The sequence below is a fragment of the Nonomuraea sp. NPDC050153 genome, from assembly GCF_044460125.1.
GTDB lineage: Bacteria > Actinomycetota > Actinomycetes > Streptosporangiales > Streptosporangiaceae > Nonomuraea.
This window is the reverse complement of sequence record NZ_JBITJQ010000023.1, coordinates 141,931-167,953: the sequence shown is the minus strand read 5'-3', so window position 1 is coordinate 167,953 and position 26,023 is coordinate 141,931. Positions and strand designations below refer to the sequence as shown.

26 protein-coding genes and 2 pseudogenes are annotated in these 26,023 nt (G+C 68.9%); 13 read left to right on the top strand and 15 right to left on the bottom strand.

All coding sequences use genetic code 11. The features are described 5' to 3' along the window. Position 1 precedes the first annotated feature (1 nt). Positions 2-1,093 (bottom strand): sensor histidine kinase, encoded by a 1,092-nt coding sequence (locus ACIBQ1_RS40890; protein ID WP_397285603.1) that lies wholly within the window; start codon positions 1,091-1,093, stop codon positions 2-4. A 259-nt stretch (positions 1,094-1,352) separates the two neighbouring features. Between ACIBQ1_RS40890 and ACIBQ1_RS40885 the strand changes: the two genes are divergently transcribed. From ACIBQ1_RS40885 to ACIBQ1_RS40875, 3 genes are all read left to right on the top strand, one after another. Continuing rightward, entirely contained in the window at positions 1,353-2,003 is a 651-nt protein-coding gene (locus tag ACIBQ1_RS40885; RefSeq protein ID WP_397285601.1) for a hypothetical protein, read from the top strand. Further along, positions 1,900-2,118, top strand: a complete 219-nt coding sequence (locus tag ACIBQ1_RS40880; RefSeq protein ID WP_397285599.1) for a GNAT family N-acetyltransferase — start codon at positions 1,900-1,902, stop codon at positions 2,116-2,118. The genes ACIBQ1_RS40885 and ACIBQ1_RS40880 overlap by 104 nt, the downstream gene beginning before the upstream one ends. 91 nt (positions 2,119-2,209) lie before the next feature. Next, positions 2,210-2,413 (top strand): hypothetical protein, encoded by a 204-nt coding sequence (locus tag ACIBQ1_RS40875; RefSeq protein WP_397285597.1) that lies wholly within the window; start codon positions 2,210-2,212, stop codon positions 2,411-2,413. Between the two features lie 65 nt (positions 2,414-2,478). Here ACIBQ1_RS40875 and ACIBQ1_RS40870 read toward each other — a convergent pair whose 3' ends face one another. Together ACIBQ1_RS40870 and ACIBQ1_RS40865 are read right to left on the bottom strand one after the other, a co-directional pair. Then, a complete protein-coding gene (locus tag ACIBQ1_RS40870) occupies positions 2,479-3,000 on the bottom strand; it encodes a hypothetical protein (RefSeq protein ID WP_397285595.1) in 522 nt (173 codons plus the stop codon). Positions 3,001-3,469: 469 nt separating this feature from the next. Further along, positions 3,470-4,054, bottom strand: coding sequence for a TetR/AcrR family transcriptional regulator (locus ACIBQ1_RS40865; protein WP_397285593.1), 585 nt, complete (start codon positions 4,052-4,054; stop codon positions 3,470-3,472). A gap of 69 nt (positions 4,055-4,123) precedes the next feature. Here ACIBQ1_RS40865 and ACIBQ1_RS40860 point away from each other — a divergent pair, with 69 nt between their 5' ends. Then, entirely contained in the window at positions 4,124-5,458 is a 1,335-nt protein-coding gene (locus tag ACIBQ1_RS40860; protein ID WP_397285591.1) for an alpha/beta hydrolase, read from the top strand. Between the two features lie 242 nt (positions 5,459-5,700). Here ACIBQ1_RS40860 and ACIBQ1_RS40855 read toward each other — a convergent pair whose 3' ends face one another. The 5 genes and pseudogenes from ACIBQ1_RS40855 to ACIBQ1_RS40835 all read right to left on the bottom strand — a co-directional run bounded on the left by ACIBQ1_RS40855 (position 5,701) and on the right by ACIBQ1_RS40835 (position 9,810). Further along, the gene (locus ACIBQ1_RS40855) at positions 5,701-6,567 is read right to left on the bottom strand and encodes an effector binding domain-containing protein (RefSeq protein ID WP_397285589.1); all 867 of its coding nucleotides are present in this window, start codon (positions 6,565-6,567) and stop codon (positions 5,701-5,703) included. Positions 6,568-6,874: 307 nt separating this feature from the next. Continuing rightward, positions 6,875-7,492 (bottom strand): SRPBCC family protein, encoded by a 618-nt coding sequence (locus ACIBQ1_RS40850; protein WP_397285587.1) that lies wholly within the window; start codon positions 7,490-7,492, stop codon positions 6,875-6,877. A 256-nt stretch (positions 7,493-7,748) separates the two neighbouring features. Then, a pseudogene (locus ACIBQ1_RS40845) lies at positions 7,749-8,078 on the bottom strand (thioredoxin reductase); the annotation flags it as partial. A 208-nt stretch (positions 8,079-8,286) separates the two neighbouring features. Continuing rightward, positions 8,287-8,940 (bottom strand): TetR/AcrR family transcriptional regulator, encoded by a 654-nt coding sequence (locus ACIBQ1_RS40840; RefSeq protein WP_397285585.1) that lies wholly within the window; start codon positions 8,938-8,940, stop codon positions 8,287-8,289. A 405-nt stretch (positions 8,941-9,345) separates the two neighbouring features. After that, positions 9,346-9,810 carry a transposase gene (locus tag ACIBQ1_RS40835; protein WP_397285583.1) on the bottom strand — a complete coding sequence of 155 codons (465 nt, stop codon included), beginning with the start codon at positions 9,808-9,810 and terminating at the stop codon, positions 9,346-9,348. 25 nt (positions 9,811-9,835) lie between these two features. Here ACIBQ1_RS40835 and ACIBQ1_RS40830 point away from each other — a divergent pair, with 25 nt between their 5' ends. Further along, entirely contained in the window at positions 9,836-10,024 is a 189-nt protein-coding gene (locus ACIBQ1_RS40830; protein WP_397285581.1) for a hypothetical protein, read from the top strand. Between the two features lie 200 nt (positions 10,025-10,224). Here the strand turns inward: ACIBQ1_RS40830 and ACIBQ1_RS40825 are convergent, their stop codons facing one another. Continuing rightward, on the bottom strand, positions 10,225-11,118 hold the full coding sequence (locus ACIBQ1_RS40825; RefSeq protein ID WP_397285579.1) for a DUF1963 domain-containing protein: 894 nt from the start codon (positions 11,116-11,118) through the stop codon (positions 10,225-10,227). Positions 11,119-11,237: 119 nt separating this feature from the next. Here ACIBQ1_RS40825 and ACIBQ1_RS40820 point away from each other — a divergent pair. Continuing rightward, positions 11,238-11,440 (top strand): annotated as a pseudogene (locus ACIBQ1_RS40820) (IS5/IS1182 family transposase); the annotation flags it as partial. A 115-nt stretch (positions 11,441-11,555) separates the two neighbouring features. Next, a complete protein-coding gene (locus tag ACIBQ1_RS40815; protein WP_397285576.1) occupies positions 11,556-11,969 on the top strand; it encodes a hypothetical protein in 414 nt (137 codons plus the stop codon). Positions 11,970-12,123: 154 nt separating this feature from the next. On the opposite strand, the gene ACIBQ1_RS40810 is transcribed toward ACIBQ1_RS40815, so the two are convergent. Continuing rightward, on the bottom strand, positions 12,124-13,008 hold the full coding sequence (locus ACIBQ1_RS40810) for a helix-turn-helix transcriptional regulator (protein WP_397285574.1): 885 nt from the start codon (positions 13,006-13,008) through the stop codon (positions 12,124-12,126). Between the two features lie 124 nt (positions 13,009-13,132). On the opposite strand from ACIBQ1_RS40810, the gene ACIBQ1_RS40805 reads away from it, so the two are divergent. Both ACIBQ1_RS40805 and ACIBQ1_RS40800 read left to right on the top strand, forming a co-directional pair. After that, complete coding sequence (locus ACIBQ1_RS40805) at positions 13,133-14,518, top strand: MFS transporter (protein ID WP_397285572.1); 1,386 nt, start codon at positions 13,133-13,135, stop codon at positions 14,516-14,518. 80 nt (positions 14,519-14,598) lie between these two features. Further along, positions 14,599-15,555, top strand: coding sequence for a MerR family transcriptional regulator (locus ACIBQ1_RS40800; protein WP_397285569.1), 957 nt, complete (start codon positions 14,599-14,601; stop codon positions 15,553-15,555). A gap of 388 nt (positions 15,556-15,943) precedes the next feature. On the opposite strand, the gene ACIBQ1_RS40795 is transcribed toward ACIBQ1_RS40800, so the two are convergent. Both ACIBQ1_RS40795 and ACIBQ1_RS40790 read right to left on the bottom strand, forming a co-directional pair. Continuing rightward, positions 15,944-16,198 (bottom strand): hypothetical protein, encoded by a 255-nt coding sequence (locus ACIBQ1_RS40795; RefSeq protein WP_397285567.1) that lies wholly within the window; start codon positions 16,196-16,198, stop codon positions 15,944-15,946. After that, positions 16,174-16,368: a hypothetical protein gene (locus ACIBQ1_RS40790; protein WP_397285564.1), complete on the bottom strand. Its 195-nt coding sequence runs from the start codon at positions 16,366-16,368 to the stop codon at positions 16,174-16,176. The genes ACIBQ1_RS40795 and ACIBQ1_RS40790 overlap by 25 nt, the downstream gene beginning before the upstream one ends. A 429-nt stretch (positions 16,369-16,797) precedes the next feature. Here ACIBQ1_RS40790 and ACIBQ1_RS40785 point away from each other — a divergent pair, with 429 nt between their 5' ends. After that, complete coding sequence (locus tag ACIBQ1_RS40785) at positions 16,798-17,247, top strand: hypothetical protein (protein ID WP_397285562.1); 450 nt, start codon at positions 16,798-16,800, stop codon at positions 17,245-17,247. A 508-nt stretch (positions 17,248-17,755) separates the two neighbouring features. Here ACIBQ1_RS40785 and ACIBQ1_RS40780 read toward each other — a convergent pair. After that, on the bottom strand, positions 17,756-18,163 hold the full coding sequence (locus tag ACIBQ1_RS40780; RefSeq protein ID WP_397285560.1) for a hypothetical protein: 408 nt from the start codon (positions 18,161-18,163) through the stop codon (positions 17,756-17,758). A 63-nt stretch (positions 18,164-18,226) separates the two neighbouring features. On the opposite strand from ACIBQ1_RS40780, the gene ACIBQ1_RS40775 reads away from it, so the two are divergent. The 3 genes from ACIBQ1_RS40775 to ACIBQ1_RS40765 all read left to right on the top strand — a co-directional run bounded on the left by ACIBQ1_RS40775 (position 18,227) and on the right by ACIBQ1_RS40765 (position 21,670). Further along, positions 18,227-19,339 carry a pentapeptide repeat-containing protein gene (locus ACIBQ1_RS40775; RefSeq protein WP_397285558.1) on the top strand — a complete coding sequence of 371 codons (1,113 nt, stop codon included), beginning with the start codon at positions 18,227-18,229 and terminating at the stop codon, positions 19,337-19,339. Positions 19,340-19,622: 283 nt separating this feature from the next. Continuing rightward, positions 19,623-20,273, top strand: coding sequence for a pentapeptide repeat-containing protein (locus tag ACIBQ1_RS40770; RefSeq protein WP_397285556.1), 651 nt, complete (start codon positions 19,623-19,625; stop codon positions 20,271-20,273). Beyond that, entirely contained in the window at positions 20,270-21,670 is a 1,401-nt protein-coding gene (locus ACIBQ1_RS40765) for a glycoside hydrolase family 28 protein (RefSeq protein WP_397285554.1), read from the top strand. Before ACIBQ1_RS40770 ends, ACIBQ1_RS40765 begins: the two co-directional genes overlap by 4 nt. A gap of 12 nt (positions 21,671-21,682) precedes the next feature. Here ACIBQ1_RS40765 and ACIBQ1_RS40760 read toward each other — a convergent pair whose 3' ends face one another. Both ACIBQ1_RS40760 and ACIBQ1_RS40755 read right to left on the bottom strand, forming a co-directional pair. Then, positions 21,683-22,300, bottom strand: coding sequence for a class I SAM-dependent methyltransferase (locus ACIBQ1_RS40760; RefSeq protein ID WP_397285552.1), 618 nt, complete (start codon positions 22,298-22,300; stop codon positions 21,683-21,685). Positions 22,301-22,528: 228 nt separating this feature from the next. After that, positions 22,529-25,870: a family 16 glycoside hydrolase gene (locus tag ACIBQ1_RS40755; protein WP_397285550.1), complete on the bottom strand. Its 3,342-nt coding sequence runs from the start codon at positions 25,868-25,870 to the stop codon at positions 22,529-22,531. Between the last annotated feature and the right edge of the window lie 153 nt (positions 25,871-26,023).

The window sequence follows — 26,023 nt, the reverse complement described above, 5'->3', positions numbered from 1 at the left end:
CTCATCCAACCGGAAGCTCGGCGGACACCGCGAACCCGCGCGGCCCCGGCCCGGCCCGCAGCGTGCCGCCGCAGGCGGTGACCCTTTCGCGCATGCCGACCAGCCCGTACCCCTCCCCACCGCGCGGCGCGGAGCCGCCGTCGTCGGCGACCTCCACCGACAGACCGTCGTCATGCCACGCCAGGCGCACCGTCACGTGCTGCGCCCGCGAATGGCGCAGCACGTTCGTCAGCGCTTCCTGCACCACGCGGTAGACCACGACGCCGACCTCGTCGCTGACGGGACGGGCGGTGCCTTCGCGCACGAGCAGGACGTCCAGTCCGGTTCGCCTGATGCGCTCGACCAGCTGGGGCAGCGTGTCGAGCCCTGGCTCCTCGTCGCCGGAACGCAACGTGCCGAGCAGGCCGCGTAACTGCGCCAAAGCCCCGCGCCCGATGTCGCCGATGGCGTTGAACGCGCTCTCGGCCCGGGCGGGGTCGGACCTGAGGACGACGGGCCCGGCCTCGGCCTGCACCACCATGAGCCCCACCGAATGGGTCACGATGTCGTGCACGTCGCGGGCGATGCGGGCGCGCTCGTGGACGGCCGCGGCGTCGCGCTCCCGCGCCAGCCTGCGGGCACGCTCCTCCGCCTCGGCGGCCTGGGCACGGCGGGCCCTCGCGCCGGTGCCGAGTGCGTACGCGGAGACCAGCGCCGTGGCCAGGTAGCGGTAGACCTGCGGCTCTTCGTGCGGTAACGCCAGCGAGCCCACCGCCGTCACGGCGATGAACGGCGCGGCCACCAGGCGCTGGGTCCGGGTGGCCAGCGAGGCCACGGTGTACACGGACACCAGCGGCCCGTACGGCAGCAGCGGCTTCACCCACATCACCATCGTGCTCAGGGAGAGCCCGACCACGATGCCCGTCGTCATCGGCGCGGCCCGCCGCCAGTAGACCGGCACGGACGCCAGCAGCGCCAGCGCGATCAGCCACCATTCGCGGGGGCTGGGCAGCAGCAGGGGCACCACGGTGGCCGCCGTGACGACGACGGTGACGGCCAGATCGACCTGGCGGGGTGACAGGTCGCGCAGCCAGGAAGGCACCAGGGTGACCATTTCGCCGAGTGTAGATTCGACTTCGCTCCCGCACATCAGACTGACGGGTGATTGTGCAGGTCAGTCCCGAGACTGATGCGAGGTGCCCCGGTCGACTCATTGCCCGGACCCGGGACGGCAGCCGTCTGCGCGGACCATGTCCCGGTCGAGGGAACCGATGCTACCGAGCCCGCCTCGTGTCCCTTTTCCGAATCCCCACCACGCCGGGCGGCCGGAAACCCGGTGCGGACTGTCACTGCGAGGGTGTGTGATCGGGAGCATGACGATGGTGCTGGGTGAGCCGGGAGTCGACGGGCTGAGCGAGGTTGTGGACGTGCTGCGGGAGTGGCAGTACGACGGGGCGCCGATGCGACTGCATCCGGGGGATCTGGGCTGGTTCTGGCGGTTCGGTGCGGAGGCGACGGCCGCGGCGGTCCGGACGTGGAGCCGGGACGGACGGATTCTCGCCGTCGGGCTGCTGGACCGTCCCGAGCCGTCGCGGCTGACGATCGCGCCGGACGCCCAGCGGGACGAGGAGCTGGCGCAGCGACTGGTCGAGGACGCGACCGAGCCGGAGCGCGGCGTGCTGATCGAGGGGAAGGTGCACGTCGAGGCGCCGGCGGGCGCACTGGTCCAAGATCTGCTGTTCAAGGACGGCTGGAACGCCGCCGAGCCGTGGACGCCGCTGCGCCGCGACCTCACGGAGCCGGTGAAGGAGCCGGGGGTGCGGATCGAGGTGATCGGGCCGGAGCAGGCGCACGTGCGGACCGCCGTACAGCGGGGCATCGTTCGACGGGTCGACGTTCACGGACGAGCGCTGGCACGCGATGGCGGCAGGATCGCCGTACGCCGACGCCCGGTGTCTGGTCGCGTACGACGACCAGGGAAACGCGGTGGCGGCGGTGACGGTGTCGTCGGCCGGTCCGGGTAAGCCCGGGTTGCTCGAGCCGATGGGCGTGCGTCGGGAACATCGCGGCCACGGCTACGGCGGGGCGATCACTCGCGGGCCCGGCCACCGTTCGGGGATGTGGCCGTCGCCGAGCTGACCGACGGCAAGCACCGGCTGCAGCAGGCCGACCAGGACCGCGTCGGTCAGCAGGGTCCCACGTCCTTTTCAGGGAAGGGAAAGGAACCTCCGTGAGCCACGTCATCCGTACGGTGCCGGTGCCCGGCCTCGACGCCGATCTGTTGCATGTGCTCAACGATTGCTCACCAAACGCCGTGTGGGATGACACCGATCAGCTCGAACGCGGCGAACCGCCCGTCGCGCTGGAGGTGCTGCTACGACTTCAGACGTGCCCGCACCGCCTCGGTCGGAGCGCGGCGTCGCCGTCGGCCTGATCAACAGGTCCCTGCGGAGACGTCCGCAGGGACCTGTTGATGACCCGGCCCTATCTCGTCACGCCTCAGGGCTCGACGAGGCCGACCGCGAACGCGTAGTCGTCCAGGGTGAACTGAGTGATGCCCGTGATGCGCAGGGCCTGCACCCGGACGGTGTAGGTGCCCGCGCCCAGAGGGGCGGAGAAACGTTCGAGGGCGTGCGCCTCCTCGGCGCCTCCGGGGCTGTCGAACTTGTAGTCCGTGCTCGTGACCGGCTGCAGCTCGGTGGTCGTCCCCGCGGAGTTGGTCACGACGATGCGCACGGAGCACCACGCGCTGGCGTCGCCGGCGCAGAGGGACTCGGCGGTGAAGCGGGCGTTGACGAATCGCGTCGTCCCCGAGGGCACGGTGATGTTGACGGACGCCGTCGGGATGTTCCCCCAGCTCCCGACCGTCTGGGCGGTCCAGGGGCTGCTCTCCCCGGTGAAAGACTGCGCGCTGGTCTGCGTGCCGGTCTGGGAGCTGGACACGGCGTCGGCGGCCGTGACCGTCAGCACGATAGCGCCGGACAGCGCTGCGGCGAACGCGGCCTTGATGAGTCTGGGCAACAGGGTTCCTCTCTGCTCGCGCGAAGCCGTGCGCTCCGCGACGGGTCGCTCCTGGAACCACGCTGACGAGAACGCCGTGGCCGGTGAAGCCCTCCCGAATCATCCGTACAAGTCCGTACAAGCACCGACGGCGTCAACAACCTTACGAACCGTCGAGCATCGGGATGCCGCGCCCCGGCGCTTGACCGTCGCCGACGAGGCGGAGGACGAGGCTGGCCGCCACGCCAGGGCTGTACGGGGGCGGGACGCACCGTCGCGCATTGTCGGCGGATCGGCTCGCAGACCAAGAACCTGACCGCCACCGCGGAGGCCCGAGGTGGTTCGGATCGCCGACGGGTGAGCCATCGCCGGGCGATGGCTCACCCGTCCCCATCCGCCACCCCCGGGCAGAGCCACCGCTTCGCGTGACGTGGCTCGGGAGAGGGAAGGGAACGTCTCCCCCAAAGCACCACAAATTAGAGAGGACGAGTCAGGTCGGATGGGTGGTCCAGCCGCGCAGCGTGGCGAGGATCGCCGGTCGGAAGGTGCTCTCGGCCGTGGCCGCGTCGAGCGCCCCGGCCAGTTCGAGGGTCACGAGTCCGTGCAGGGTCGCCCAGAGCGACAGGGCGATGGAGGTCGCCTCGCCGGCGAGCACGGAGGCCGACAGGGCGCGATCGATCGCCTCGATGAGCGGCCGGACGGGGTCGGCGGCGCCCACCTCGCCGGACGGGTCGAAGCGTTGCACGCCGCCGAACAGCACCGTGTAGAGATGGCTGTGCTCGCGTCCCCATCGCCGGTAGGCGACGGCGAGCTCGTAGAGGTCGGTGAGGGGGTCGCCGGAGGACGGCACTGCCGACAGCTTCTGGAACAGCCCGGCGACCGCCCTGTCGCGCACCTCGGCGATCAGCGCGTCCTTGCCGTCGAACAGCGAGTACACCGCCGCGGTCGAGGTCCCGGCGGCGGCGGCCAGGCCGCGGATGGTGATCAACTCCCGTGGGCGGGTGGCGAACATCTCCGTCGCGGACACGATGAGCCGGTCCTTCACGCTGTCGTCGTTGGTCCTCGGCCTCCCCATGACGACCAGCTTAGTCCAAATGCTAACGTTGTTTTGAAACAGCGTTTGGAAACTATCGCAGGGACCGTGATGCCGAGTCTTCTCCGCCCGCTTGTCCGCTTCACCGGTCGCCTGATCCTGGCCACGGCTGCCGTCGCGGGGCTGGCCGGCCTGTTCCTCGTACTGGTCGTCCTGACCGACGGGGCGCGCTCGGGGCTCGCCGCATGGCTGATCACCCTCGCCGCTGGAACCGCCGCCGCACTGTGGCGGGGCCGCCGCCGTGCCTGGCCCGCCCGGCTCAAAGCGTTCCTGCCGGTGGTCGTCGCCACCGCACTGACGGCGTCGGTCTGCATTCCCAGCGTGGCCACCGAGCGGCGGTACCCGCCCGATCTGCCGTTCGTGGCGACGCAACGGTGGGACCTGGCCACGGGAAGCCGGGTCGCGGTCTACCACTACCCGCCCGCCCCCGGCGCCGCCCGGCGCCCCACGCCCCTGGTGTACCTGCACGGCGGACCCGTCCGCGGCATCTCCGTGCTCGATCATCGGTTCCTGCAGCTCCTGGCACGCCAGGGCCACGACGTGTACGCCTACGAGCACGCCGGCGCCGGACGAAGCGGCCTGCTCCCGATGAGCCAGTACACGATCTCCCGATCCGTCAGTGACCTCGCCGCCTTCGTCGACCGCCTGGACCAGGGCCCGGTCGACGTCCTCGGCTTCTCCGCCGGCGCGGTCGTGCTCACCCGGGCCCTGGCCACTCCGCGCGTGGCCGCCCGCGTACACCGGGCGATCATCGCCGAGCCCGGCCCGATGGACGGCCCCACCACGCAGATCAGCGGCCACCAGGGACAGGCCTCGGCACGCGGGCTCGCACCGGCCATGACCGGGCCACGCGCGACGCGCATCCCCCGCTACGCCGTCGCCCTCGGCCTCGTCCAACTCGGGCTCCTCGCCCCCGACACCGACCTGATCAGCCAGGCCGAAGGCGTCAACGCCTTCAAGGCCGCCGATCTCGGCGGCGACACCGCCTCCGCCTACTGCGCGCGCGACGCACACCGCATCCCCACCGAGGACACCGCGCAGAACTTCTCCTTCAGCCCCGCCGCGAGCCTGCGCATCCAGCAGACGATCAAGGACTCGGCCTCCATCGCCCCCCAGCTGAAGCGCTCCCGAACCCCCGCAATGCTGATGATCGCCGAGTGCTCGTCGCAGGTCCGTCAATGGGCCACCGCCATCCTGGCCGGCGATCCCGCCATCCAGCGCACCCAGTACATGACCGGTGTCGGACACCGCATCTGGAACGGCCTCGACGACAACAACGAACGAGCCGCCGCCGTCATCACCGCGTTCCTGCAAGGCAAGCCGGCACCCCTGCGCAACTACCCGACCCGCGCCGACATCCCCACGTTTCTTTCTGAGCACAAGTGACGGGCGCTTCACGCTCAGCTGAGGCCGCTACAGGTCCAAGGCGAAGGTGACACACCACCGGGCAGCTGTGCTCCCGCCGATCGGGAGGCCGTCCCTTTGGATCCAGGCCAGGTGGAGTGGCAGCGCGGCACGCACCCGGGGTTGATGCGCGTGGCGGATGGCCTGCCGAAGTCGAGGCGCGATTCCGTACCTTGCGTGTCGTCTCGACTCGCCGCTGACGCCGGTGCGGGCTCCCGATCCGGTCACGCCGGCACCCGCTCCACCGGGATCCACAGCTCGGCCTCGGCCTGGGTCCCGTCGTCGGACAACCGGGTGGCGGAGATCTCCGGACCCGGTCGGCTGCGGTAGGGGTTGGCGGGAAACCACTGGGTGTACACGTCCCGCCAGAGGTGCTGCAGCGCCTGCGGGAAGGGGCCGGAGATCTCGAACACCGCCCACGTACCCGCCGGAACGGCGAGCGTGTCCAGGTCGCGGGATGTCTCTCCGCCCGTCACCACGCCGACCCAGTAGTCGAGCTCCACCCCTTCCTCGCGGCTGCCCGGCAGGTTGTCGCTCACGTTGACGATACCGCGCGGCTCCTGGTCCGACAGTCGCTCGATGCGGTCGAGCGTCTCTTGGCCGACACTGCGGACGAAGGCCACGATGGCCGGGTTCATCCCCTCGTGCACCAACGACACCCGCGCCTTACGCCCCGCCAGGGTGAATTCCTGCTTCTCCACGATCCGATATCGCATAGTGCTGTTCCCCTCGACGATGAGGCGGAAGGACATGCGTGGCTGGGAGCGCAGCGCCGTGCCGGAGCGCCGGGCCTCGCCCGGCCCCACGCCGTGAACGGCGCGGAACGCGCGCGCGAACGCCTCGCCGGAGCCGTAACCGTGCCGGATCGCGATGTCGAGCAGGGGTTCCGAGCTGCCGATCACCTCCGCGCCCGCGATGGTGAGCCGCCGGCGCCGGATGTACTCCGAGAGCGGCATCCCGGCCAGCGCCGAGAACAGCCGCCGGAAGTGATATTCCGACGTGACCGCGACCCGCGCCAGCTCGGCGCCCTCGATCTGGCGGTCGAGGTTGCGCTCGATGTACTCCAAGGCCGCGTTGAGCCCCTCCAGCACGCTTCCAGCCTTCCTTCCGTGCTTGCCGTACCACCGTAGGAACGAACCATGGTGCCGTACCCGACAATTCATGCCCGATCCGGTCAGGTGCGAGCTCGCGCGAGACGGCTGTCCGAGCGGGGTCCCTGCGATTACGGCGATTCGGTCAGGCCCGCCGCGGCACCCACAAGCTGCGGGGGGCCGGCAGGCGAACGCTGTCGGTGCTGGGCCAGGACCTCCCGCATGAAGCCCATGCCGGTTCGGCCGGTCTGTGCCGCCCCGTGAGCCGTTGGAGCGGGCGCTTTGCCCCGGCCCTCTACGCAGCCGTTCAGGTCAGCGTCGGAGCTCGGCCGGCGAGGATGTCCGCGCGGGCGAGTTGTACCTGGCGGGCCTTGCGGGCGGCGTACCGCAGCACCGGGCCCAGCGTCGCGTGCACCGTCAGCACGTCCTCGACCGCGGTCCCCATGCCGTCCCCGGCCAGCCCGAACCGATAGCCGAGCCGCACTCCGCCGGGGCTGTCCACCTCGCCCTCGATGCCCTCCTCGGTGGCGCGTAACGTCACCTCGATCAGGTTGTCGTACTTCACGAAGCCCAGGAAGCGGAACCGCTCCACGGCCACGAACCGGGTCTCGCCGGGCTCTCGGCGCACGTCGCGTACCGCCACCACGAGCGGCGACAAGCCGACGTAGTTCGACGGCTCGCTGAGGTGCGCGAACACTACGGGCGGCGGAGCGGGGACGTGAAAAGCGTGGCGGAGCGTGGTGCCCGGCATGGTTGACCTCGCAGTCGTTGAAGGGCTGCAACCGAGTATGACGCCGGGTCCGCTGCCGTGCCTGGATGTGGCCATCGTGATCGCTATGTCCTGCTCCAGCAGTTCGTTGTGGAGCGCCACCGCGACCGTGCCGGCATGGCCCGCCGCGCCGACGGCGAGCAGCGCGGGTGCCATCGGCGAACTCGACGCGCTCCAGGCGTGCGACGCGCTCTGTCCGGACGGTCACCCCGACGGCGTGCAGCCTCTCGCGCTGGCCGGCCCCGGGTACGTCGCCGCCGGTGCGCAGGACGACGTCGTCGCTCCACCGGCTGAGCGGCAACGCCCGCTCAACGCCCCGGTCCGGCATGCCACGCATGCCCGGCTGGGCGAGAGGCCGGGAGCGGACTTCCCAGCCGTGGCAGGGTGGGCAGGCGACGACGTCCCGTCCCCACAGCTCGGCGGTCCCGGGAACGTCAGGAAGCTCGTCGGCAAGGCCGGTCGCCGGCACGACCGCCCTCGCCCGCCTCTGACGACCGTCTTCACTCATCACCCGAAGGCCGCCGTCCGTCACGTGGCCGACGCCCTCCACGCGACCGCTCTCCGGGGTCACCCTGGCCGATTCCAGGAGACCGGCGGGAGTGAGGCCGTGCCGCCCCAAGAAGTCGTGCACATGAGCCGCGGGGGCATTCCGCGGATGGCCGTCGTCGATGACGACCACCCGGCGGCGTGCCCGGCCGAGAGCGAGAGCCGCCTGGAGCCCGGCAGGGCTGCCACCGACCACAACGACGTCGGCGTGACGCACGGGTGGTGGTCGTCGGTCGACAGCGCCTCCAGCCGGACCTGCGGGATGGTCTGCGACCAGGAAACGAGCGACGGCGCCGCCGCCCTGCGCACCGCCATGGAGGACCTCCGCGCGATAGGTCTCTCGCGAGCCGGAGCCGGCGGACGTGCTCGCCGAGATCGGCACCGTCTTCGGGCCGTACGGCGAGTCACCCTCCGCGCTGGTCGGGCTCTCGTGGGAGGTCGAGGTGGGTGGTCATGAGGGTGTCGATGAGGGTGTCGAGTGGGGGCCAGGGGACGGTGGGCCGGGCGGCGCGGAGGGTGAGCAGGCCGTGCAGGGCGCCCCAGAGGCACAGGGTGGCCAGGTAGGGGTCGGTGATCTTGGTCAGGCCGGCGTCGGTGCAGGCCTTGAACACCCGTTGGGTGATCTCGATGGCTGCCAGGCCTGGGCGGTCGTCGGTGGAGACCTGGCGGGTCACGGCGGGCGCGTGTGGCACGGTGAACATGACCTGATAGGCGTCGGGGTGGTCTTCGGCGAAGCGGCAGTAGGCGTGGGCGACGGCGTGGAGTTGGCGGTCGGGTTGGGTGTGGGTGTGGGTGGCGGCGTCCAGGTAGCGGGCCAGGACGGTGAAGTGTTCTTGGTAGACGGCGAGCAGGAGGGCCATTTTGTCGGGGAAGTGCAGGTAGACGCTGGTCGCTGCGATGCCGACTTCGCGTGCGACCGAGCGCAGGGACAGGGTTTCGTAGGTGGCGCCTTGCTCCAGGAGTTTGGCGGCGGCGGCGATCAGGTCCTGGCGGAGCCGGTCACCCTGGCCGCGCCGGTTGGGCGTGTGCCGTGGGGCCTGATGTCGGGGTGATGTCATCTGTCCTCCGGTGTGGAACTGGCTGGCCGGACCTGGACGCGCCGGGCTCTTGACAAGCCCGACTCGACCTATTGGGCTACATGATAGCGCTAAGTAATAGCCGTACAAGTAGCGCCAGGAGGTCCGGCCCTTCTCCGCCTGGCTCGAAGGCGGCGGCCATGGTTGCCGGTCCGCCTCTTCGCGGGGTGCGGGCAGGAAGGTTCGTTGCCGAACTCGGCCGCCAGGCCGGGCCGTTCGTGGTCCGGATGGCCGTACGGCGGGAACACACTGGACAACACCATCGGCATCGTCAGCCACCGTTTGCGGGTCACGACGGGTGCTTATGAAGGTAAGCAGCAGAACCGGGACTTCGCGTTCATCGCGATGGGCTCCTAAGTGGGCGTTTAGTCCCGTCTGATCCTGGGTTCAGGTGCCGCGCCATGTGGGGGTGTTCTCTCCAGTCAGGCGGCGGGTCATGAGGTCGATCATGGCAATGTGGATCATGGCTTCGGAACTGGTGGGCAGGGCTTCGTAGTCACGGACCAAGCGGCGGTGGAGCATCAGCCGGCCGAAGGTGCGCTCGGCCACCCAGCGGCGTGGCAGTGGGGTGAGGCCCCTGATGGCGGGGTCGCGGGTGACGACTTCGACGTCGATGCCCGCCTCGGCGGCGCCGTCGATGACGGTGGTGCGGTAGGCACTGTCGGCCCAGGCCTTGGTGAGGGTGGGCTGGGTGGCGGCGACTGTGGTCAGGAGGGGCAGGCCTGCGGCGCTGTCGGACACGCCGGCGGCGGTGACCAGGACGGCGAGCAGCAGGCCGAGGCTGTCGGTGACAATGCTGCGCTTGCGTCCGGCGATCTTCTTGCCCTTATGCCGGTCCCGGCATAAGGGCAAGAAGGTGTCGGGCAGGAAGCGTCACATGGTCGTGGACACGTTCGGCCTGCTCATGACGGTGATGGTCACGCCAGCCGGGCAGCCCGACCGTAACGCTGCCCGGGAACTGCTGGCCCGACTGCGGATGCTGCACCCGCAGCTCACCCTCATCTGGGGCGACTTCGAACGCAAACCGTCGCACAGCGAGGCCCACCTGCCGCCATCACACTCATGACCAGGCGACTGACCAGGAAGAGGCCGTCCGTCTGGACCCGAAAGTCGCGAACTGCGCCGCAGGCCGCCTGAGCTGAGAGCCCTCTGAGGCAAACAGCTCACGAACATGGGGAAGCTCCAGCCAGGAGCCATCAGTCATCACTTCCTCTTATCAGTCCCCCTCTCTGTGGGCACGCACAAGCCCAACCCAGTTCGTCTTGCTCAGTTGAGAAAGAAAAGGTGCTCAACTGGGCGATCGGGGCAGGAACGACACTCGAAGAGGTACACATCGCCCCCGCCCGACACCATCAGGCCATGCGGGTTCTTTGCGGCCGCGGCTCGTTCGGACTCCGAAAGGTAGATTTTCGGCCCACTGTCGTTGTCAGGTCGGTCCTCCGCTGGGAGCCATGTCCGCCAGGACTCCCCGTCGAATTCAGCACACGTCACGGTCAGAAGATGGTGGCTGGGCTGCCCGCATCTCTCGCAGCTGAACCAGGTCGTTGAGCCGTTCCATCCGCGGGGATGACCACCGACTTTGGTTCCGGGGGCCGTGCTGAGATGGTAGAAGTAATCCCACCCGGATACCTCCTCAAACCGGCGCACTCGGTCGTCGATCTCGTTGCGCAGTTCCTGCGGTATGTCGTCCCAGTCGGGGTATTCCGTCACCTGCTCCGGGTGCACCACGCAGGGAATGGGAACGTGACCCTCGGGAGCGTCAGCGGGCTCCGGGGGCGTGAGGAGCACACGTCGGACGTCTGCTGTCTTCCTCCAGCGCACCTGCGGCAGGGGGCAGCGCTCGTAGGGCTCCTCCCCGTGGTTGAACGGGCACCACAGCACTTGGAGCAGATCGCTTCCCTGCGGGAACGGCACACCAGGCGCGTCCGCCGCGTAGAGCTGCACGACCGGCACCATGGGCACCACGGCCTCGTGACGGGTGGCGTCTTCCAGGCCGTCGTCGTAGTAGTGCTCCTCGGCGCACAAGGGCCAGGGCTCATCGGCCGGCCACCTCAGCGGCCCGCCGACGGAGCTGTCCTCATACGACGGGGTTCCCGCACGTGGATGCAGGCGGAGCGCGTTTCTCCTGAGCGGCTGCAACTCGGGAAAGAGCTCCTCCACAGCTACCGGCCGAGGCGGAGTATGACGGGCCATTGTTCACTCTTCCGATGATGATCCCTTCCGGACGCGAGGACCTTACCAACTGACTCCGACAGTCCCGGCGCACTGATGGTGCCGCCGCTGGACAAAGTTGGGTGGCGAAACGGACTCACGCGTGGATGAACGGCTATGGCAGGCTGCGGCACTGCACCGAAAAGGATCGCAAGGTCGCAGACTTCGCCCTCTGTCTCGCCGCAACGTTCGTGACGGTCCGTGTCCTGATCCAGCGGGCCCACACGCTACTGCTGGAAATCCGCGCCCCACCACCCAGCGCCTCAAGTGACCCAGTTGCCGGTCGCCCTGAGTGGCATTCCCTGACAGGCAAGGTCTTGCAGTCGCGACGATCTGGGTCCAAAGACACCTTCTAGGAGGCACTGACAGGTTGTTCCCCTCTCAGCGTGGGGAACAACCTGGAGCTTTCCCTCCACAGGTCCGATGCTCTGGAGCCGCTGCACACGTTCGTGCCCGAGGATCATCGCCTGGCCGCCAGGGACGCGCTGCGACCGGCCGACCCGCGCGAGGGGCCGGGCGAGATGAGCATCGACCCGGCCGGGAGCGGCCTGCGCCGCATCCCGATCGTCGAGCCGACGCCACTGATGCCCTGGTCGATCGTCTGGCATCGGCGCAATCCCCGGCCGCTGCTGCGGGCGTGCCCGCTTCCCGCCCCCTCCAACCCTTGGGGCATGGGTGCCCGAGATCGACCTGATCCCTTTGGGTTCCGGCAGCTGCAGCCGTACGACACCGTCAGGCGTTCGGGTGGTCGTGGTGCTCGGTCTCCCCCGACGGCTTCGCGCCGGTGCGGCGGAGCGTGACCCCGACATCGGCCGCGACGCACCTGACCTGCGACGCCCGCTGACGACGGCGTCGCGGAAGAGCGCGAGCCGTTCAGGGGTGTCGACGGGCCGGCGTGGGCGGCGGGTGAGAATGTGAGCTGGGCGGTTCGGCCGGACGGCGGTCGGCCAGGGCTCATGAGGGTGAGAGGGGCGCCGTCTCGCCGGAGCCGCCGGGGCCGCCGGACGGAGCGGAGGCGGCGAGGTCGAGGAGCGTCATCGCGTCGTGGTCCGGGCTGCCGGGCGGTGCCATGTAGATGATGAGGCGCTGGCCTTGCGCGCGGTTCAGGGTCAGGCCCTCGTGCGAGAGCGTCATCGTGCCGACCTCCGGGTGCCGGAGCGTCTTCTCGCCGTCGCCGATCGTGCGCACCTCGTACCGCTCCCAGAGCCGGTTGAAGTCGGGGCTCTTGACGATCAACTCACCCACGAGTGAGGCGAGATCCGGGGCATCCGGGTCGGTGCCGGCGAGCGCCCGCAACTGGGCGACGCAGCCCTTGGCCTTCTGTTCCCAGTCCGTCCACAGCTCGCGGGCAGCCGGGTGCAGGAACGTGTACCGGACGGTGTTCCGCTGCCGCTCCGGCCAGTCGGTGATGCCGTGGAGCAGCCGCAGCCCGCCGGGATTGGCCGCCAGCAGGTCGTTGGTGCGGCTCACGACGTACGCCGGGTTGGGCCGGAGCGTCTCCAGAAGCTGCCTGACGGTCGGGCGGACCCGCTGCGACGGCAGGGGGCGGGGCTCGGGCGCGCGCCGCGCCGCCCGCGCCGCCAGCTCGCGCAGGTAGCCGCGCTCGTCCTCGTTGAGGCGGAGCGCGTCGGCCAGCGCCTCGACCACGGAGGGGCTCGGACGGGTCTCCTTACCGCGTTCCAGACGTACGTAGTAGTCGATGCTCACACCGGCCAGCGCCGCCAGCTCCTCCCGGCGCAGGCCCGGCGTACGGCGCGTGCCGGTTCCGGCGGGCAGCCCGACGTCCGCCGGGCGAATGCCGCCACGGCGAGCCCGCAGGAACTTCCCGAACTCGGTCATGTCGTCATTTTGCCAGCGCGTTACCACCGGTCCGGCCCGGAGCCAGGCCCTGTCACACCCCCTGTGGCACACCCCGGAAGATCACGGTCTGCCTGGCTCTCGCGTGCCTCACCAGCCTGGACGGATGACCACTCCCCCACCGGCCCGCGCACCGCAGGATGCCCGGCACCGCACGGCCGCGCCGAAGCTGATCCTCGCAACCACGTTCATGGGCATCTTTCTGCTCAACCTCGACGCCATGGCGATGAACGTGGCGCTGCCCGGGATCGGGCGGGCCTTCGGCGCCGGCACGGCGGGGCTGCAATGGATCGTGGACGCCTACACGCTGATGTTCGCCGCGCTCCTGCTTTCCGCGGGCACGCTCTCCGACCGCGTCGGGGCGAGCCGCGCGTTCGGCGCCGGCGTCGCGGTCTTCACGGTCGCCTCGGCGGCCTGCGCACTGGCGCCGGGACTGGGCGAACTGATCGCCGCCCGCCTCGTCCAAGGGAGCGCGGCGGCGATCATGCTGCCCTCCTCGCTGGCCCTCGTCCGGCAGGCCTTCCCGAACGCGGCCGAACGGGCACGGGCCATCGCGCTGTGGACCGTCGGCGGTGCCGTCGCGATCGCCGCCGGCCCGGTGGTCGGCGGGGTGCTGTCCAGCACACTGAGCTGGCGGGCGATCTTCGTCGTCAACCTGCCCGTCGGCATCGCCACCCTCGCCGTGTTGACCCGCGCGGAGCGCTCGCCGCGCCGTGCCACGCCGCTCGATCCGTACGGCCAGCTCACAGCGATCGTCGCGCTCGCGGCGCTCACCTTCGGGGCGATCGACGGAGGGGAGAACGGCTTCGGCGAGCCCGTGGTGCTGGGCTGCCTGGGGCTCGCCGCGGTGGCGACGGCCGCGTTCGTCATGGTCGAGGCGCGTACCGCCGCGCCGATGGTCCCGCTCGACCTCTTCCGTTCGCGTACGGTGACGGTCTCGGTCGTGATCGGCTTCGTCGTCAATGCCGCGTTCTACGGGCTGGTGTTCGTGCTGAGCCTGTTCCTCCAGGACGGGCTGAACCTGCCCGTCATGGCCGCGGGACTGATGTTCCTGCCGATGATGGCCGTGATCGCCGGCGCCAACCTGGCCTCGGCCAGGGCCGCGGCGCGCTTCGGACCGCGGATGCCGATCGCCGTGGGACAGGCGGTCTTCGCGCTGGCGCTGTTCGGCCTGCTCTGGATGGACGAGGGGACCAGCAGTCCGGTGATCGCGGCGATGCTCATCCCGGTCGGCCTCGGCCTGGGTCTCGCCGTACCGTCCCTGACCGCCGTCCTGCTGAACGACATCGCGGCGCACCGGGCCGGAATGGCCGCCGGGGTCCTGAACACCTTCCGGCAGACGGGCGGCGCGCTCGCCGTGGCCGTCTTCGGAGCCTTGGTCGCGGACCGGGGTGAGTTCGTCGCCGATCTGCGGATCGCCTTGTGCGTCTCGGCCGTGATGCTGGTAGCCACCACGGCCGCGGCCCTCATGCTGCCGCGCGGCCGTGGCTGACGGGGCGGAGACGGGGATGGCTCGACTCGACTTGACCTTACCCTGAAGGGCAAGGTTTAGGGTCCTCCGAGGTGAGGGGCATGCGAATCAGTGAGCTGGCCCGTCGGGCGGGCGTGACGGTCAAAGCGGTGCGCTACTACGAATCGCTGGGCCTGCTCGTGCCCGAGCGGCTGGCCAACGGCTACCGGAACTACGACGAACACGACGTACGACTCACGCGGGAGATCCGGGCGCTCGCCAACCTCGGGATTCCCGTCGAGCGCACCCGGCCGTTCCTGGACTGCCTCACGGCCGGCCATCGGCACGGCGACGACTGCCCGGCCTCGCTGGCCGGGTACCGGGACGCGATCGACGAGCTCACGCGGCGGATGGAGGGACTCACCGCCCGCCGGGCAGTGCTGATCGCGCACCTGAAGGAAGCCGCCCACCGCAACAGCTGCGTCCCGCCGGCCGACGAAGGAGAGCACCTGATGAGTGATTACGCGAGCCTGCCCGCCGGACTGCCCGTGCCCGAGGACGACGGCGCGGCCACTCATCTGCCCGGCACGGAGATACCGCATCTGGAACTGCGGGACAGCGGCGGCACGACAGCCAGCCTCGATGCGCTTGGCGCGGGCCGGACCGTGATCTACATTTACCCGCTCACCGGCCGCCCCGGCACCGACCTGCCCGACGGCTGGGACTCGATCCCCGGCGCACGTGGCTGCACCCCCGAGGCGTGCGGCTTCCGCGACCACTATCAGGACCTGCTCGCCGCCGGCGCGGTCGGCGTGTTCGGCCTGTCGAGCCAGGGCACCGACTATCAGCGGGAGGTCGTGGAGCGGCTTCGCCTGCCGTTCCAGATGCTCTCCGACCCCGCGCGGAGTCTGGGCCGGGCGCTGGATCTGCCCACGTTCGAGGCCGGCGGGCTCACGCTGTACAAGCGGCTGACTCTGATCATCCGTGACGGTGTGATCGAGCACGTCTTCTATCCGATCTTCCCGCCGGGCGAGCACGCCGGTGAGGTCCTGACCTGGCTGCGAGGCAACCCTCTGTAGAGGTTGCCCTTGCGTCAAGGTCAAGACCGCGCTGACCTGCTTCAGAGAAGGAAGAGGACCATTCAGCGGTGTGATCCTTCCGTATGGATTCCGCTGCGGACATTTCGCGGATCATGATTCCAGCGCCTTCTCGATGCGTTGGTGGGCCACCTCACGCTGCCCGTCGACGCACTTGGCGCAAATCTTCAGAAGCACGTCCACACCGTGCCCGGCCCGCTCGGCGACCTCGGGCGCATGCACACCGGGTTCGCGACGAACGCCAGCTACCTGATCAGGGAGGCGATCGTCTTCCCCGATCTGATGGCTCTGTGCCAGATGTTCAGGCGCGCGTTCGATTCGGCGATGCTGCGTTCCTGCTTGGGTGACAGTTGCACCGCCAACGCAAGGCTCATGCCTCGCCCCCGGCGTCGTCGTACAGCACCTCGACCGTGACGACCTCGGCCTGCACGTCGGCCGCCTTGATGGCGTCAAGGTCCGGGGCGGCCACCTGGTAGCGCTGCTGGAGCTGGGCCGGCATGGTGCCGAGCAGCGACGCCAGGTCGTGGTCGGGGTGGTCGGGGTGGCCGTTGCGGTTGATCTGGTCCAGGCCCAGCAGCGACGCCCGTTTATTGATGATCTTCAGGCAGGTGTCGGCCGCCTGCACTTCGCCTTGGCGGCCCGCTTGAGCGCCGCGGTGATGTCACCGGAGGCCGCCTGTGGGCTGTTGCAGCCCAGCCGCTCCGCGATCAGAGTCGGGGACACTCCGGCGATCCGCATCCGGAGCGCCTGAGTCCGGCGCTGGGCGATCTCCAACTTGCGCTTCTGGTCAGCCATCGCCCCCGTCTCACCTCCTCAGCAATTCGTTGGCGGCACCGCCAACGAATTGCACGCCGTCTACACGCTTCGCCGTACAGGCTCGCGCCGTTCCTGCTCCGCGGGCCCGTATCCGCCCTCCTTTACCCCTGCCGCATACCTCGGCGTACCGCACCGGAAGCCATCCGTCACGCACCTGAAACTCCGTGCATTCATTCTATCTATGTACGCGGCATGAGAGGACCCGAATGCCCTCGAAATGTCCGGTTGCTGTCCTGGTCGACATTGGAGCGAAAGGGTTACCTTTCTCTCAATTGCCGTTGCTCATCGAATACGGCGCAAATGTAGACGCCAGTGGGACAGCAAGCCCTGGCAGGGCGGAGGCAAGTACGGCACAGCACTGATCACGGAAAGATCCAGCAGGAACTCAAAAGGCAGGAGAGAGGGAAAATGAAGAAAATGGCATGGGCTGCCGCGATTGCCCTGACGGCCGGCCTTCTGGCTGGTGCGACACCCTCCGCAGCGACGGCCTCACCAACGGACAACGAGGTTCACAATACCGGGAATGTCGCCGTCGGCGCCATCCAGGTCTGGAATACGACCGCCTGCGTTTACAGGCAGGGTTGTTACGATGACCTGATTCCAGCCGGGCAATATTCAGGCTACCGATACACCGCTGCTATTTACATCGGAGACAACTATTGCGGAAGAATCCGCTACTGGCTATCGGGAGGCGGTCTGGGGCCCGTAGACATCACCCCCGAGGGGCCCGGATGGTACCGATTCAACCCCGTTCATCCTGGTTTCGACGTGAGGGGAGTGCCGATCACCAGTGCTGGCTGCGACCGCTCGGGAGCTACTTCCAGGGATGGAGGGGAATTTGTGCAGGCCGAGCAGTGACACTGACGGGTCTAAAGGCACTTAATATTCCGGACAGTGCCTTCCGCCGGCTGAAAGCCGCTTATTCCTCGACCGCTTTCGGGGAATAAGCGGCACTCCGCAAAGCGCGACTGTTGCAAAGGCGATCCCGGCTGGCGGGGCCGCCGTCAAGAGGGGGAAAGGTCAGGCTCTCCTGGTGGAACTGGGCCGGTGCTCAGAGCGGCGTGAGTGGCGAACGCGTCCAGGCGGTAGGGCGGTACCGCCAACGAAATCACCGGCCGCCGCCTGCGCTCCGCCGCGTCGCCGTACGGCACGTGATCCACGAGCTGGGGCCGTTCGGGCTCGACGATCTCCACAGTCTCCGGCGTGACCCACACGCCGCGGGCGCCGATCTGCTCGGCCCACACCGCGAGTGATGGCGTGGCCCAGCCGTTCCCTCCGGCTGGGCCTGGTCCACGATGAGCGCGAACGGATCCTCGCTCACCCCGGCCGGCTCGTACAGCGCAGGCCGCAGCACCTGGATCCGCATCTACTCCCCTTCGCCGCCGTTGCCGGCGGCCACGGTGGCCGGGGCGTAGCTGCGCTGGAACACCGACCGGCTCACCTTCCAGAACGAGCCCGCGCCGTCCGTCACGATGTATTGAAGCGCTCCCCACGGATGAATCCGGGGGATTCCAGCCGTCCCGACCGTGCGGCTACGCGCATGGTCGCGACGCTGTTGCTTGGCGAATCGCCCAGGCCGGCGCAGCATCCCCTCCGGCGTCTGCAAGTCCGCGTACTCGGCCGACCGGCCGCGCAGGGCGGTTTGCCCGACGATGCCCTTCAGCTTCGACTCCCGGTTGATCCAGGCGACGATGTCGTCGAGGTCGAGGCCGTTCACCTCGACCGCCTCCACGACGGTGTCGATGGGCTCGTACTGGCGGATGTCCACAGCCATGATCTACGTCTCCGTTTCTCGGGGGTCTCGGTACAACGGCATGCTGGGTGGCGGCAGGCGGCCATGACCGACACGGCCTCTCCTATTCGGCGGATCTACGACGGCTACGGGGGCCTGTACGCACCAAGCCTGATCGAAGAGGCGGCTCGCCTGCTCACGTCCCTGGCCAGTGGGGTCTCGTGTGACCGCCGTAAGGTCGCAGCGCTCCTTGGGCTTGATGTAGACCGGCTCGCCAGAACCGTATGGGGACGTCACACTCTGGGTATGGCTCGATTTCGCCGTAGCCCTATCACCGTGGATCCCCTAAGTTCCGCCGAATTCGCTGCTCTCTCTGCAGACAAGCGGGCTGAACTGTTCATTGCCGCCCGAGCTGCGAGACATCAGACCATCCTGACCGGCGTCCAGGTCGTCACCTCACTAGGCGTCATCGCAGGGCTGATCTTCACTGGGATCGGGCTTTCTCAGACCTCCATCGCCCTTGACTCGACTCGCGAAGAAGTCAAGATTGCCCGTGAGAACCTGAATATCGCTAACAAGGGGCAGGTAAACGAGCGGTTCACCCGTGCGATCGCCCAGCTTGGAGACTCCAGCCTGGACGTGCGGATTGGCGGGATCTACGCAATCGAAAAGGTCGCCGAGGACGCCCCCGACTACAACCAAACGATCATCGACGTTCTGGCGGCATTCATTCGGGAGCACGATCCGAAGGTGGGGGTGGATATGCCGGAGAAGCCAGCTGCGGATTTACAGGCAGCGCTGACGGTCATCGGGCGCAACCGGCCCGCGGACGCGCAGCATGAGTGGCTCGACTTGAGCTTCACACGGTTGCGCGGAGCCGACCTTCGCAATTCTGATCTTCGCGGCGCCAACTTCGACGCCGCAGAGCTGGACCATGCTGATTTCTGGCGGGCTGACCTTTCAGGGGCAAGCGTCTTCAACGCCGACCTTCGCAAGGCCAGCCTGACCGCCGTCAAAGCGATCGGTGTCAACATGGGGGAAACCGATTTGACTGGGGCACTACTCAGCGGAGCCGACTTCAGCAAGACGAACTTGAGTTCAGCCCCTCTGCGCGGCGCTTGGCTTCAAGGTACAGATCTGTCGGAAGCATTAGGGCTGCCCCCTTCTGACGAACTCAAGAAGATCACCAAGTGGGACGACAAAACCACGTTCCCCTGATCGGACCCGCAGAGTACGCCTGTTCCGTGCTCCACCGGCGCTGGTCAACACGGCAGTTAGCCGTAGGTGCCTTCATCGCCGCCGAAGTGGCCATAAACGTGCTACATACTCGAACGAGAACGACACCAGCCCGAGCCGGCGTGGGTCGAGCGTGTCCTTGTGCTGGTTACGCCGTTTTGAGCTGGTGCGGAGTTCGGTGGCGCGGGCCTGCCGCTGCCACCGTGGCGACCGGTCCCGGTAGGAGATCAGCGCTGGGTGCGACGACACCGACCGCTTCAGCAAGGTGGTCGAGCAACTCGGCAACAACCAGGCTCCGGTCCGGCACGGCGGACTTTACGCTCTGGAACAGCGCGCACAGAACAACCCCAGGCTGCGCCAGACCGTCGTGGACATCATCTGCGCCTATCTGCGGATGCCGTGGACGCCACCGCAGGAGGAAGATCGGCAGATCCGAACCGCCCAGCGCGCCGCACGCACACGACCTCGTGGTCGTGCCGAGACTCGGGCTGGCCGAGACCCCGCCGAAGAACGGCACGTCCGGCTCACCGCCCACCTGAACTGGTCAAGGCTTCGCCGCTGGTGGTGGCGCTCCGGCCCGGTTTTCTGGCACGGCATACACCTTGACCTGGGCGACGCCACCTTGCTCAACTTCAGTTTCAATGGCTGCCGCGTCGATTGGGCGAATTTCAACAGGGCAAGCTTTCTCGGCGATACCTACTTCGGCTTCGCGAACTTTGACCAGGAGGCAACATTCCGCTGGGCGACTTTTAACGGCCTCACCTTGTTCGTGGAGGTGGAGGGGCCCGTCTACTTGTCAGGAGCGCGAGTAATGCACCCGGCAGCCCGCGTTCCGGGCGCGGATACATCTGGATCACTACAACGGGGTGGCATACGATCCGGGTGCCTCAAGCCGGTAGGGAGCCGCCCGTGTTGAGCCGCCGCGATGCCATGCGCGCCATGACCCTGTCCGCCCTCGCCGCCCCGGTCCTCACCTCGGCTCCGGCCTCAGCGGACGACCCGTGGAGGCGGGCTGATCACATCGCGGCGCGGGTGCGGGGGCCGAAATTCCCGCGCCGCCGCTTCGACATCCGGGACTTCGGCGCGGTCGGGGACGGGGTCACGGACTGCACGGCGGCCATCCGTTCCGCGATCAGGGCGTGTCACGAGGCGGGCGGCGGGCACGTGGACGTGCCGGAGGGACGGTTCCCGACCGGCGCCATCCACCTGCTGAGCAACGTCGACCTGCACGTCGGCGCCGGTGCCCGGCTGCTGTTCTGCACCGACCCGAAGGCGTACCTCCCGCTGGTGCCGACCAGGTTCGAGGGCGTCGAACTGCTCAACTACTCCCCTCTGATCTACGCCTACGGCCGGCGCGACATCGCCGTGACCGGGTCCGGCGTGCTCGACGGGCAGGCGGGCAACGATCACTGGTGGCCGTGGAAGGGATCGGGCGGCTACGGCTGGGAGCCGGGCGAGCCGCACCAGGCCGAGGCAAGGGCCGCGCTGTTCGCCCAGGCCGAGCAGGGGGTGCCGGTCGAGCAGCGGGTGTACGGCGAGGGCGGCTACCTGCGGCCGTCCTTCATCCAGCCGTATCGGTGCCGGAACGTGCTGATCGAGGGCGTCACGGTCGTCAACTCGCCGATGTGGGAGATCCACCCCGTGCTGTCGCAGAACGTACTGGTCCAGAACGTCACGGTCGACACGCACGGCCCGAACAACGACGGCTGCAACCCCGAGTCCAGCCGGATGGTGGTGATCCGCGACTGCACGTTCGACACCGGCGACGACTGCATCGCGATCAAGTCGGGACGCAACGCCGACGGCCGCCGGGTGAACGTCCCCAGCGAGCACATCCTCGTCGAGGGCTGCACGTTCCGCGACGGGCACGGCGGCATGACGATCGGCAGCGAGATGTCCGGTGGCGTGCGCGAGGTCTTCATCAGGGACTGCGCGATGTCCAGCCCCAACCTCGACATCGCGCTGCGGTTCAAGACGAACTCCGTGCGCGGCGGCTTCATCGAGGGCTTCTACGCCAGGGACATCGAGATCGGCCAGGTCGGCGGCTCGGTCATCGACATCAACTTCTACTACGAGGAGGGGCCGGGGCACGGCTTCAACCCCGCCGTGGGCACGATCGACGTACGGGACATGACCGTGGTGACCGCGAAACGGCCCCTCAACCTGCGCGGGTACGCCGACGCGCCGATCCGCGGGGTCACGCTGAGCGACGTGGACTTCGGCGCCACCGCGACGCCGGGCGTGGTCGAGCACGTCGAGAACCTGGTCCTCAAGAACGTCCTCGCCAACGGCGAACCCCTGATCCTGCCCTGACAGGCCCGGGTCTCAACCGGCCAAGGGGGTCCCCTGCCTGTCCGGCCCGGGTGTGATGGGACGCCGGCAGACGTACGTCCGCGCGGGCGGCAGATTCCGCCAGATGGTCCTGGTCGTCAGCACCTCGTCGAAGGACGCGCCGAGCCGCCGTCGAAATCGCCTGCCCGGCCCGAACGGGGTCCCGGTCAGGTACGCGATCGTGGTGAAGCTCCCGCCCGGCGCCAGCACTCTGGCGACCGCCTCGATGATCCGCCCCTGCGCCGGTTCGGGGATGAGCGTCCACGGCAACGCGCTCACCACCGCGTCCACCTCCCCCGCGCCGATCCGCGAGTCCAGCTCGGCGGCGTCCAGGTGCAGCACCTCCAGCCACGGCCTGGTCGCCACCAGGTGATCGACCATCGCCCGGTCGACCTCGACGGCGACGTGACGCGCGTCCTCCGGCAGCCGCGACCTGATGAGGCCGCTCACGGCACCGGTCCCGGGCCCCAGCTCCAGCACGGTCGGCGCGCCCCTCCTCGGAACCACCTCGGCCAACTGCGCGGCCAGCGTCTCGGACGTGGGCGCGAACGCGCCGATCACCGCGGGCCTGCGCACGGCCGCTTTCAAGAAGGCGCACAGATCAGCTTTCATGATCAGAATCTAGAAACGGGATGCGGCCTTCGGATCCTGCCTGACGCCGATCTTCGCCCTCCTCCCACCAGCCGCCGGCCACTCCTTGCCTCTCCTGCTACCGGCCGGCCCGGCCCGGCCCTTGAGCCAGGCGCCCTCCTCCTCAAGGGCGACCGCCACCGAGCCCTCGGACCGGCCCGGCAGGCCGACCGCGCGTGGAAGCGGGGCGGCCCGCCGGGCGGTATGAGGTCAGGAGACGGGTTCGATCCACACGTTGCGGAAGCGGGGATTCTCGCCCGGGTCCCCGTGGTCCTGGAGGCGGATCCCGCCCGACGCCGCGCTCTCCGGGATGTTGTCGCCGGTGCCGCCGTCGATGGCCACGTCGTTGTGCACCACCACGCCGTTCCAGACGACCGTCACCCGCGCGTTGTCGACCTTCACTCCCGCGCCGGTGTAGCGGGCCGCGCGGAAGGTGATCTCGTAGGTCTGCCACGTTCCCGAGGCGGTGGCCATGTTGCGGTCGGGCGCGCGCTTGGAGTAGATCGCGCCCGCCTCGTTGGCGGCCGGTGTGGTGTCACCGTACGACTCCAGGACCTGCACCTCGTAGCGTTCCTGGAGGAAGACGCCGCTGTTGCCGCGCTGCTGCCCGGTCACATCCGGCGGGTAGTCGGGCTCGTACCACTCGACGTGGAGCTTGAAGTCGCCGAACGTCTGCCGGGTACGGATGTCGCCGCCGTAGGACTCCGCGGAGCCGTTCGCGATCGGCCAGGTCGCCGCGCCGCCGGCCCGTTTCTCCCACGCCGCCAGGCCGGACCCGTCGAACAGCGTGATCCGCTCGGCCTTCGACACGGTGATGTGGTCGAGGCTGAGCTGTCCCGCGTCGCCGGAGTCGTACCTGTAGGCGATTCTGTTCGAGCCACGCTTCAGGTCGAGCGGCTCGGTCTGGACGGCCCAGGCGTCCCAGCCGCCGGTGGCGGCCAGCCGCACCTGCCTGACCTTGTCGCCGTTGACGTACACGCTCACCGATGTGCCGGCCTCGGCCGCGTAGCGGAGCCCGACGTTGTGCGGGCCTGGCGAGTCCGCCCGCACGGTGAACGACGTGCTCGCGCCCGCGGTCGCGTAGCCGTCGACGAAGCCCTTGCCGGTGTAGCCCTGATGGTTCGTGCTCACCCTCGCGCCACCGCGCAGCGCGGCGTTCTCGGCCTCGAGCACCGGTCGCGCGGCCACGGTGATGGAGTCCAGGTTGACGTGGCCCGTGTCGCCGGTGTCGTAGGTGTAGGCGATGGTGTTGGCGCCTGCCTTCAACGCGAGCGGTTCGACCCGCGTGGCCCACAGTTCCCACGTTTCGGTGCTGGGCAGGGGCACCTGCCTGACCTTGGTCCCGTTGACGTAGACGCTCAGCGACTTGGTGCCGGGCGCGGGGTTCGGGCCGTTGGAGTAGCGCAGCCCCACGTGGTACGTGCCGGCCTCGGCAGCCCGCACGGCGAACTGCGTGGACGCTCCCGCGGTCCCGTAGCTGTCGACGAAGCCGCTGCCCGAATAGCTCCGATGGTCGGTGTTCAGCTTCGCGCCACCGCTGTGCGAGGCGCTCTCCGCCTCGTACGTGGTGTCGGTCGTCGGCCCGCCGACCAGCGAGTTGAGCGTGTACCAGGCTTCGGTGCTCCACAGCGGCTGCCCCGAGGCCGAGCTGAACGGACGCGGTGACCGCAGGTGCACCACGCGCCCCGGCTTGAGACCGGCGATCTTGAGCGTGACCTTCCTCCCGCCGGAGGTCAGCTTGGCGGAGGTGACGGTCAGCGGCTCCTCGTCCACCTTGGGGCCGCCGTAGGTGGAGGCCGCGGCGTACCGCCATTGGATGACCTGGTATTTGGCCGCCAGAGACGTTGCGGTCTCCGCCGACAGCGGCTGGGTGTACTCCAGCTCGAAGCCGCCCTCGATCGCGCGCATCTTCAGGATGTCGAACGCCTTGTCGTCGCCGGGCGTCAGCTTCTGCAGGCCGTAGGTGAGCTTGCCCGGCTGGCCCCAGTTTCCGCCGGCACCGAGACCTCCGGCGTAGATGGCGCCGTCGGGCCCCAGGCTGATCCGGTTGACCCCGGCTTCGAGTCCCTGCGTGAAGCGGAAGACCGCGCCTTGGTACTCGCCGTTGACCTTCTCGAGGTAGGCCCGCTGGATCCCGCCGTAGGTGACGTCGCCGAACAGCATCTGTCCCGCGAACCTGCCGCGCCTCATGACCAGCGGGGTGCTGGGAGAGTTGGCGATCTCGTTGTGCGGCAGCCAGAGCACGGGCGCGCTCACCGGGTTGTCGTCGAACGGGCCGTCGGGGTTGGTGTAGTGGTTGAAGAAGCGGTCCTTCTTGACGTGCACCAGCTTCGAGGCCGGCAGCCAGCCGCCCTGGTTGTCGGTGACGAACAGGTCGCCCTCCGGGCCCCAGCCGAGTCCGTTGGGCGTGCGCAGGCCTCCGGCGATGTACTCGACCTTGCCGGTGGCCTTGTTGACCTTGATGGTCGTGCCCCTGTCCTGCGCCGGCTGCGGGTCGGTGGTGGCGCCGCCGTAGTTGATGGCGACCGAGAGGTTGATGTAGAAGTGGCCGCCGCGGTAGAGCAGCCCGAATGCGAACTCGTGGAAGTTGCCGCCGAACGGCCAGCTCGCCACGGTCCTGAGGTTGTCGGCGACCTCGTCGCCGTCGGTGTCGTTCAGCTCCACCAGCCGGGACTTCTCCGACACGTAGAGCTTGCCGTCCACGTACTTGATGCCCATGGGCTCCTGCAGCCCGCCGGCGATCTTCTTGGCGGTCACCCGCGCGGCCGAGGTCTTGCCCGTGACGTTGCCGAGCAGGTAGACCTCGCCGAGCCTGGTTTCCGAGCCGCCCCACGTGGCGATCGCCAACCGGCCGTCGGGCAGCCAGTCCATCCCGGTCACCTGCGGCTGGAAACCGTCCGGCCGCAGGTCGGTGAGCGTGAAGTCAGGGTGTACCGCATCCAGCGGCAGCCCGTCGCCGGGAGAGTCGGCGCCGCTCTCGCACTCCTTGCGCCCGGGGGCGGTGACCCGCACCACGTCCGCGTCCGTGCTCAGCACCGAGTTCGGCACGAGGACGAACGCCGAGGCTCCGGGTGGCTTCCACTCCAGCTTCAACTGCTGGCCGTACAGGTGCTCGAAGTGGTCGACGCGCAGCGCGTGGTAGCCGGCGGTCAAGGTGATCATGCCGTCCAGGGCGATCGGCGCGTGCCGCCCCTCGTTGGTGATCACGACGGTGTCGTCGATGCGCAGCCGGGAGCCGTCGTCGCTGGTGAGCCGGAATTCGTACGTGCCCGCGGCGGGGATGTCGATGTTGCCGACGGCCTCGGTGACGAACTTGTCGACCAGGCCGAAGTCGGCGTCGGAGGTCCAGTCGATCGTGGGCATCAGCTTGTCCACGTTCGGTGTCTGACCGGGCTTGAGCGTGCAGAGCTTGGACAGTTCGACCTGGACGTCGTAGGTGCGCAGGGTGATGCCCGGCTCCTGCGGTGGGACCGCGGCGCGCGCTTGAACGGGTACGGCGAGGCATGAGAGTGCGGTGAGCAGTAAGACGGATAACAGGGGTAATTTCCGCATGGCCCATCCCATCTCGGTGAGGGTGCCACGTTCGGCGTGGCGTGGGGGTACGGCATCGCCGGGGACATCGGTGGTCCATCGGCGAATGCCGGGTCTCATTCGCTGGAACCTGAAGGGGTTAATGCCGCTCTGCGCCGTAATATAAAGCGAGAT

What these genes read in the sequence shown, in the direction of transcription:
- ACIBQ1_RS40880 (WP_397285599.1), top strand. Translation starts at nt 1,900, where the DNA reads ATGGCGGCAGGATCGCCGTACGCCGACGCCCGGTGTCTGGTCGCGTAC.
- ACIBQ1_RS40790 (WP_397285564.1), bottom strand. Translation starts at nt 16,368, where the DNA reads ATGGCTGACCAGAAGCGCAAGTTGGAGATCGCCCAGCGCCGGACTCAG.
- ACIBQ1_RS40810 (WP_397285574.1), bottom strand. Translation starts at nt 13,008, where the DNA reads ATGACCGAGTTCGGGAAGTTCCTGCGGGCTCGCCGTGGCGGCATTCGC.
- ACIBQ1_RS40755 (WP_397285550.1), bottom strand. Translation starts at nt 25,870, where the DNA reads ATGCGGAAATTACCCCTGTTATCCGTCTTACTGCTCACCGCACTCTCA.
- ACIBQ1_RS40860 (WP_397285591.1), top strand. Translation starts at nt 4,124, where the DNA reads ATGCCGAGTCTTCTCCGCCCGCTTGTCCGCTTCACCGGTCGCCTGATC.
- ACIBQ1_RS40885 (WP_397285601.1), top strand. Translation starts at nt 1,353, where the DNA reads ATGACGATGGTGCTGGGTGAGCCGGGAGTCGACGGGCTGAGCGAGGTT.
- ACIBQ1_RS40780 (WP_397285560.1), bottom strand. Translation starts at nt 18,163, where the DNA reads ATGGCTGTGGACATCCGCCAGTACGAGCCCATCGACACCGTCGTGGAG.
- ACIBQ1_RS40890 (WP_397285603.1), bottom strand. Translation starts at nt 1,093, where the DNA reads ATGGTCACCCTGGTGCCTTCCTGGCTGCGCGACCTGTCACCCCGCCAG.
- ACIBQ1_RS40760 (WP_397285552.1), bottom strand. Translation starts at nt 22,300, where the DNA reads ATGAAAGCTGATCTGTGCGCCTTCTTGAAAGCGGCCGTGCGCAGGCCC.
- ACIBQ1_RS40850 (WP_397285587.1), bottom strand. Translation starts at nt 7,492, where the DNA reads ATGGCACCCGCGCTGCTCGCCGTCGGCGCGGCGGGCCATGCCGGCACG.
- ACIBQ1_RS40800 (WP_397285569.1), top strand. Translation starts at nt 14,599, where the DNA reads ATGCGAATCAGTGAGCTGGCCCGTCGGGCGGGCGTGACGGTCAAAGCG.
- ACIBQ1_RS40865 (WP_397285593.1), bottom strand. Translation starts at nt 4,054, where the DNA reads ATGGGGAGGCCGAGGACCAACGACGACAGCGTGAAGGACCGGCTCATC.
- ACIBQ1_RS40775 (WP_397285558.1), top strand. Translation starts at nt 18,227, where the DNA reads ATGACCGACACGGCCTCTCCTATTCGGCGGATCTACGACGGCTACGGG.
- ACIBQ1_RS40830 (WP_397285581.1), top strand. Translation starts at nt 9,836, where the DNA reads ATGGTCGTGGACACGTTCGGCCTGCTCATGACGGTGATGGTCACGCCA.
- ACIBQ1_RS40805 (WP_397285572.1), top strand. Translation starts at nt 13,133, where the DNA reads ATGACCACTCCCCCACCGGCCCGCGCACCGCAGGATGCCCGGCACCGC.
- ACIBQ1_RS40840 (WP_397285585.1), bottom strand. Translation starts at nt 8,940, where the DNA reads ATGACATCACCCCGACATCAGGCCCCACGGCACACGCCCAACCGGCGC.
- ACIBQ1_RS40785 (WP_397285562.1), top strand. Translation starts at nt 16,798, where the DNA reads ATGAAGAAAATGGCATGGGCTGCCGCGATTGCCCTGACGGCCGGCCTT.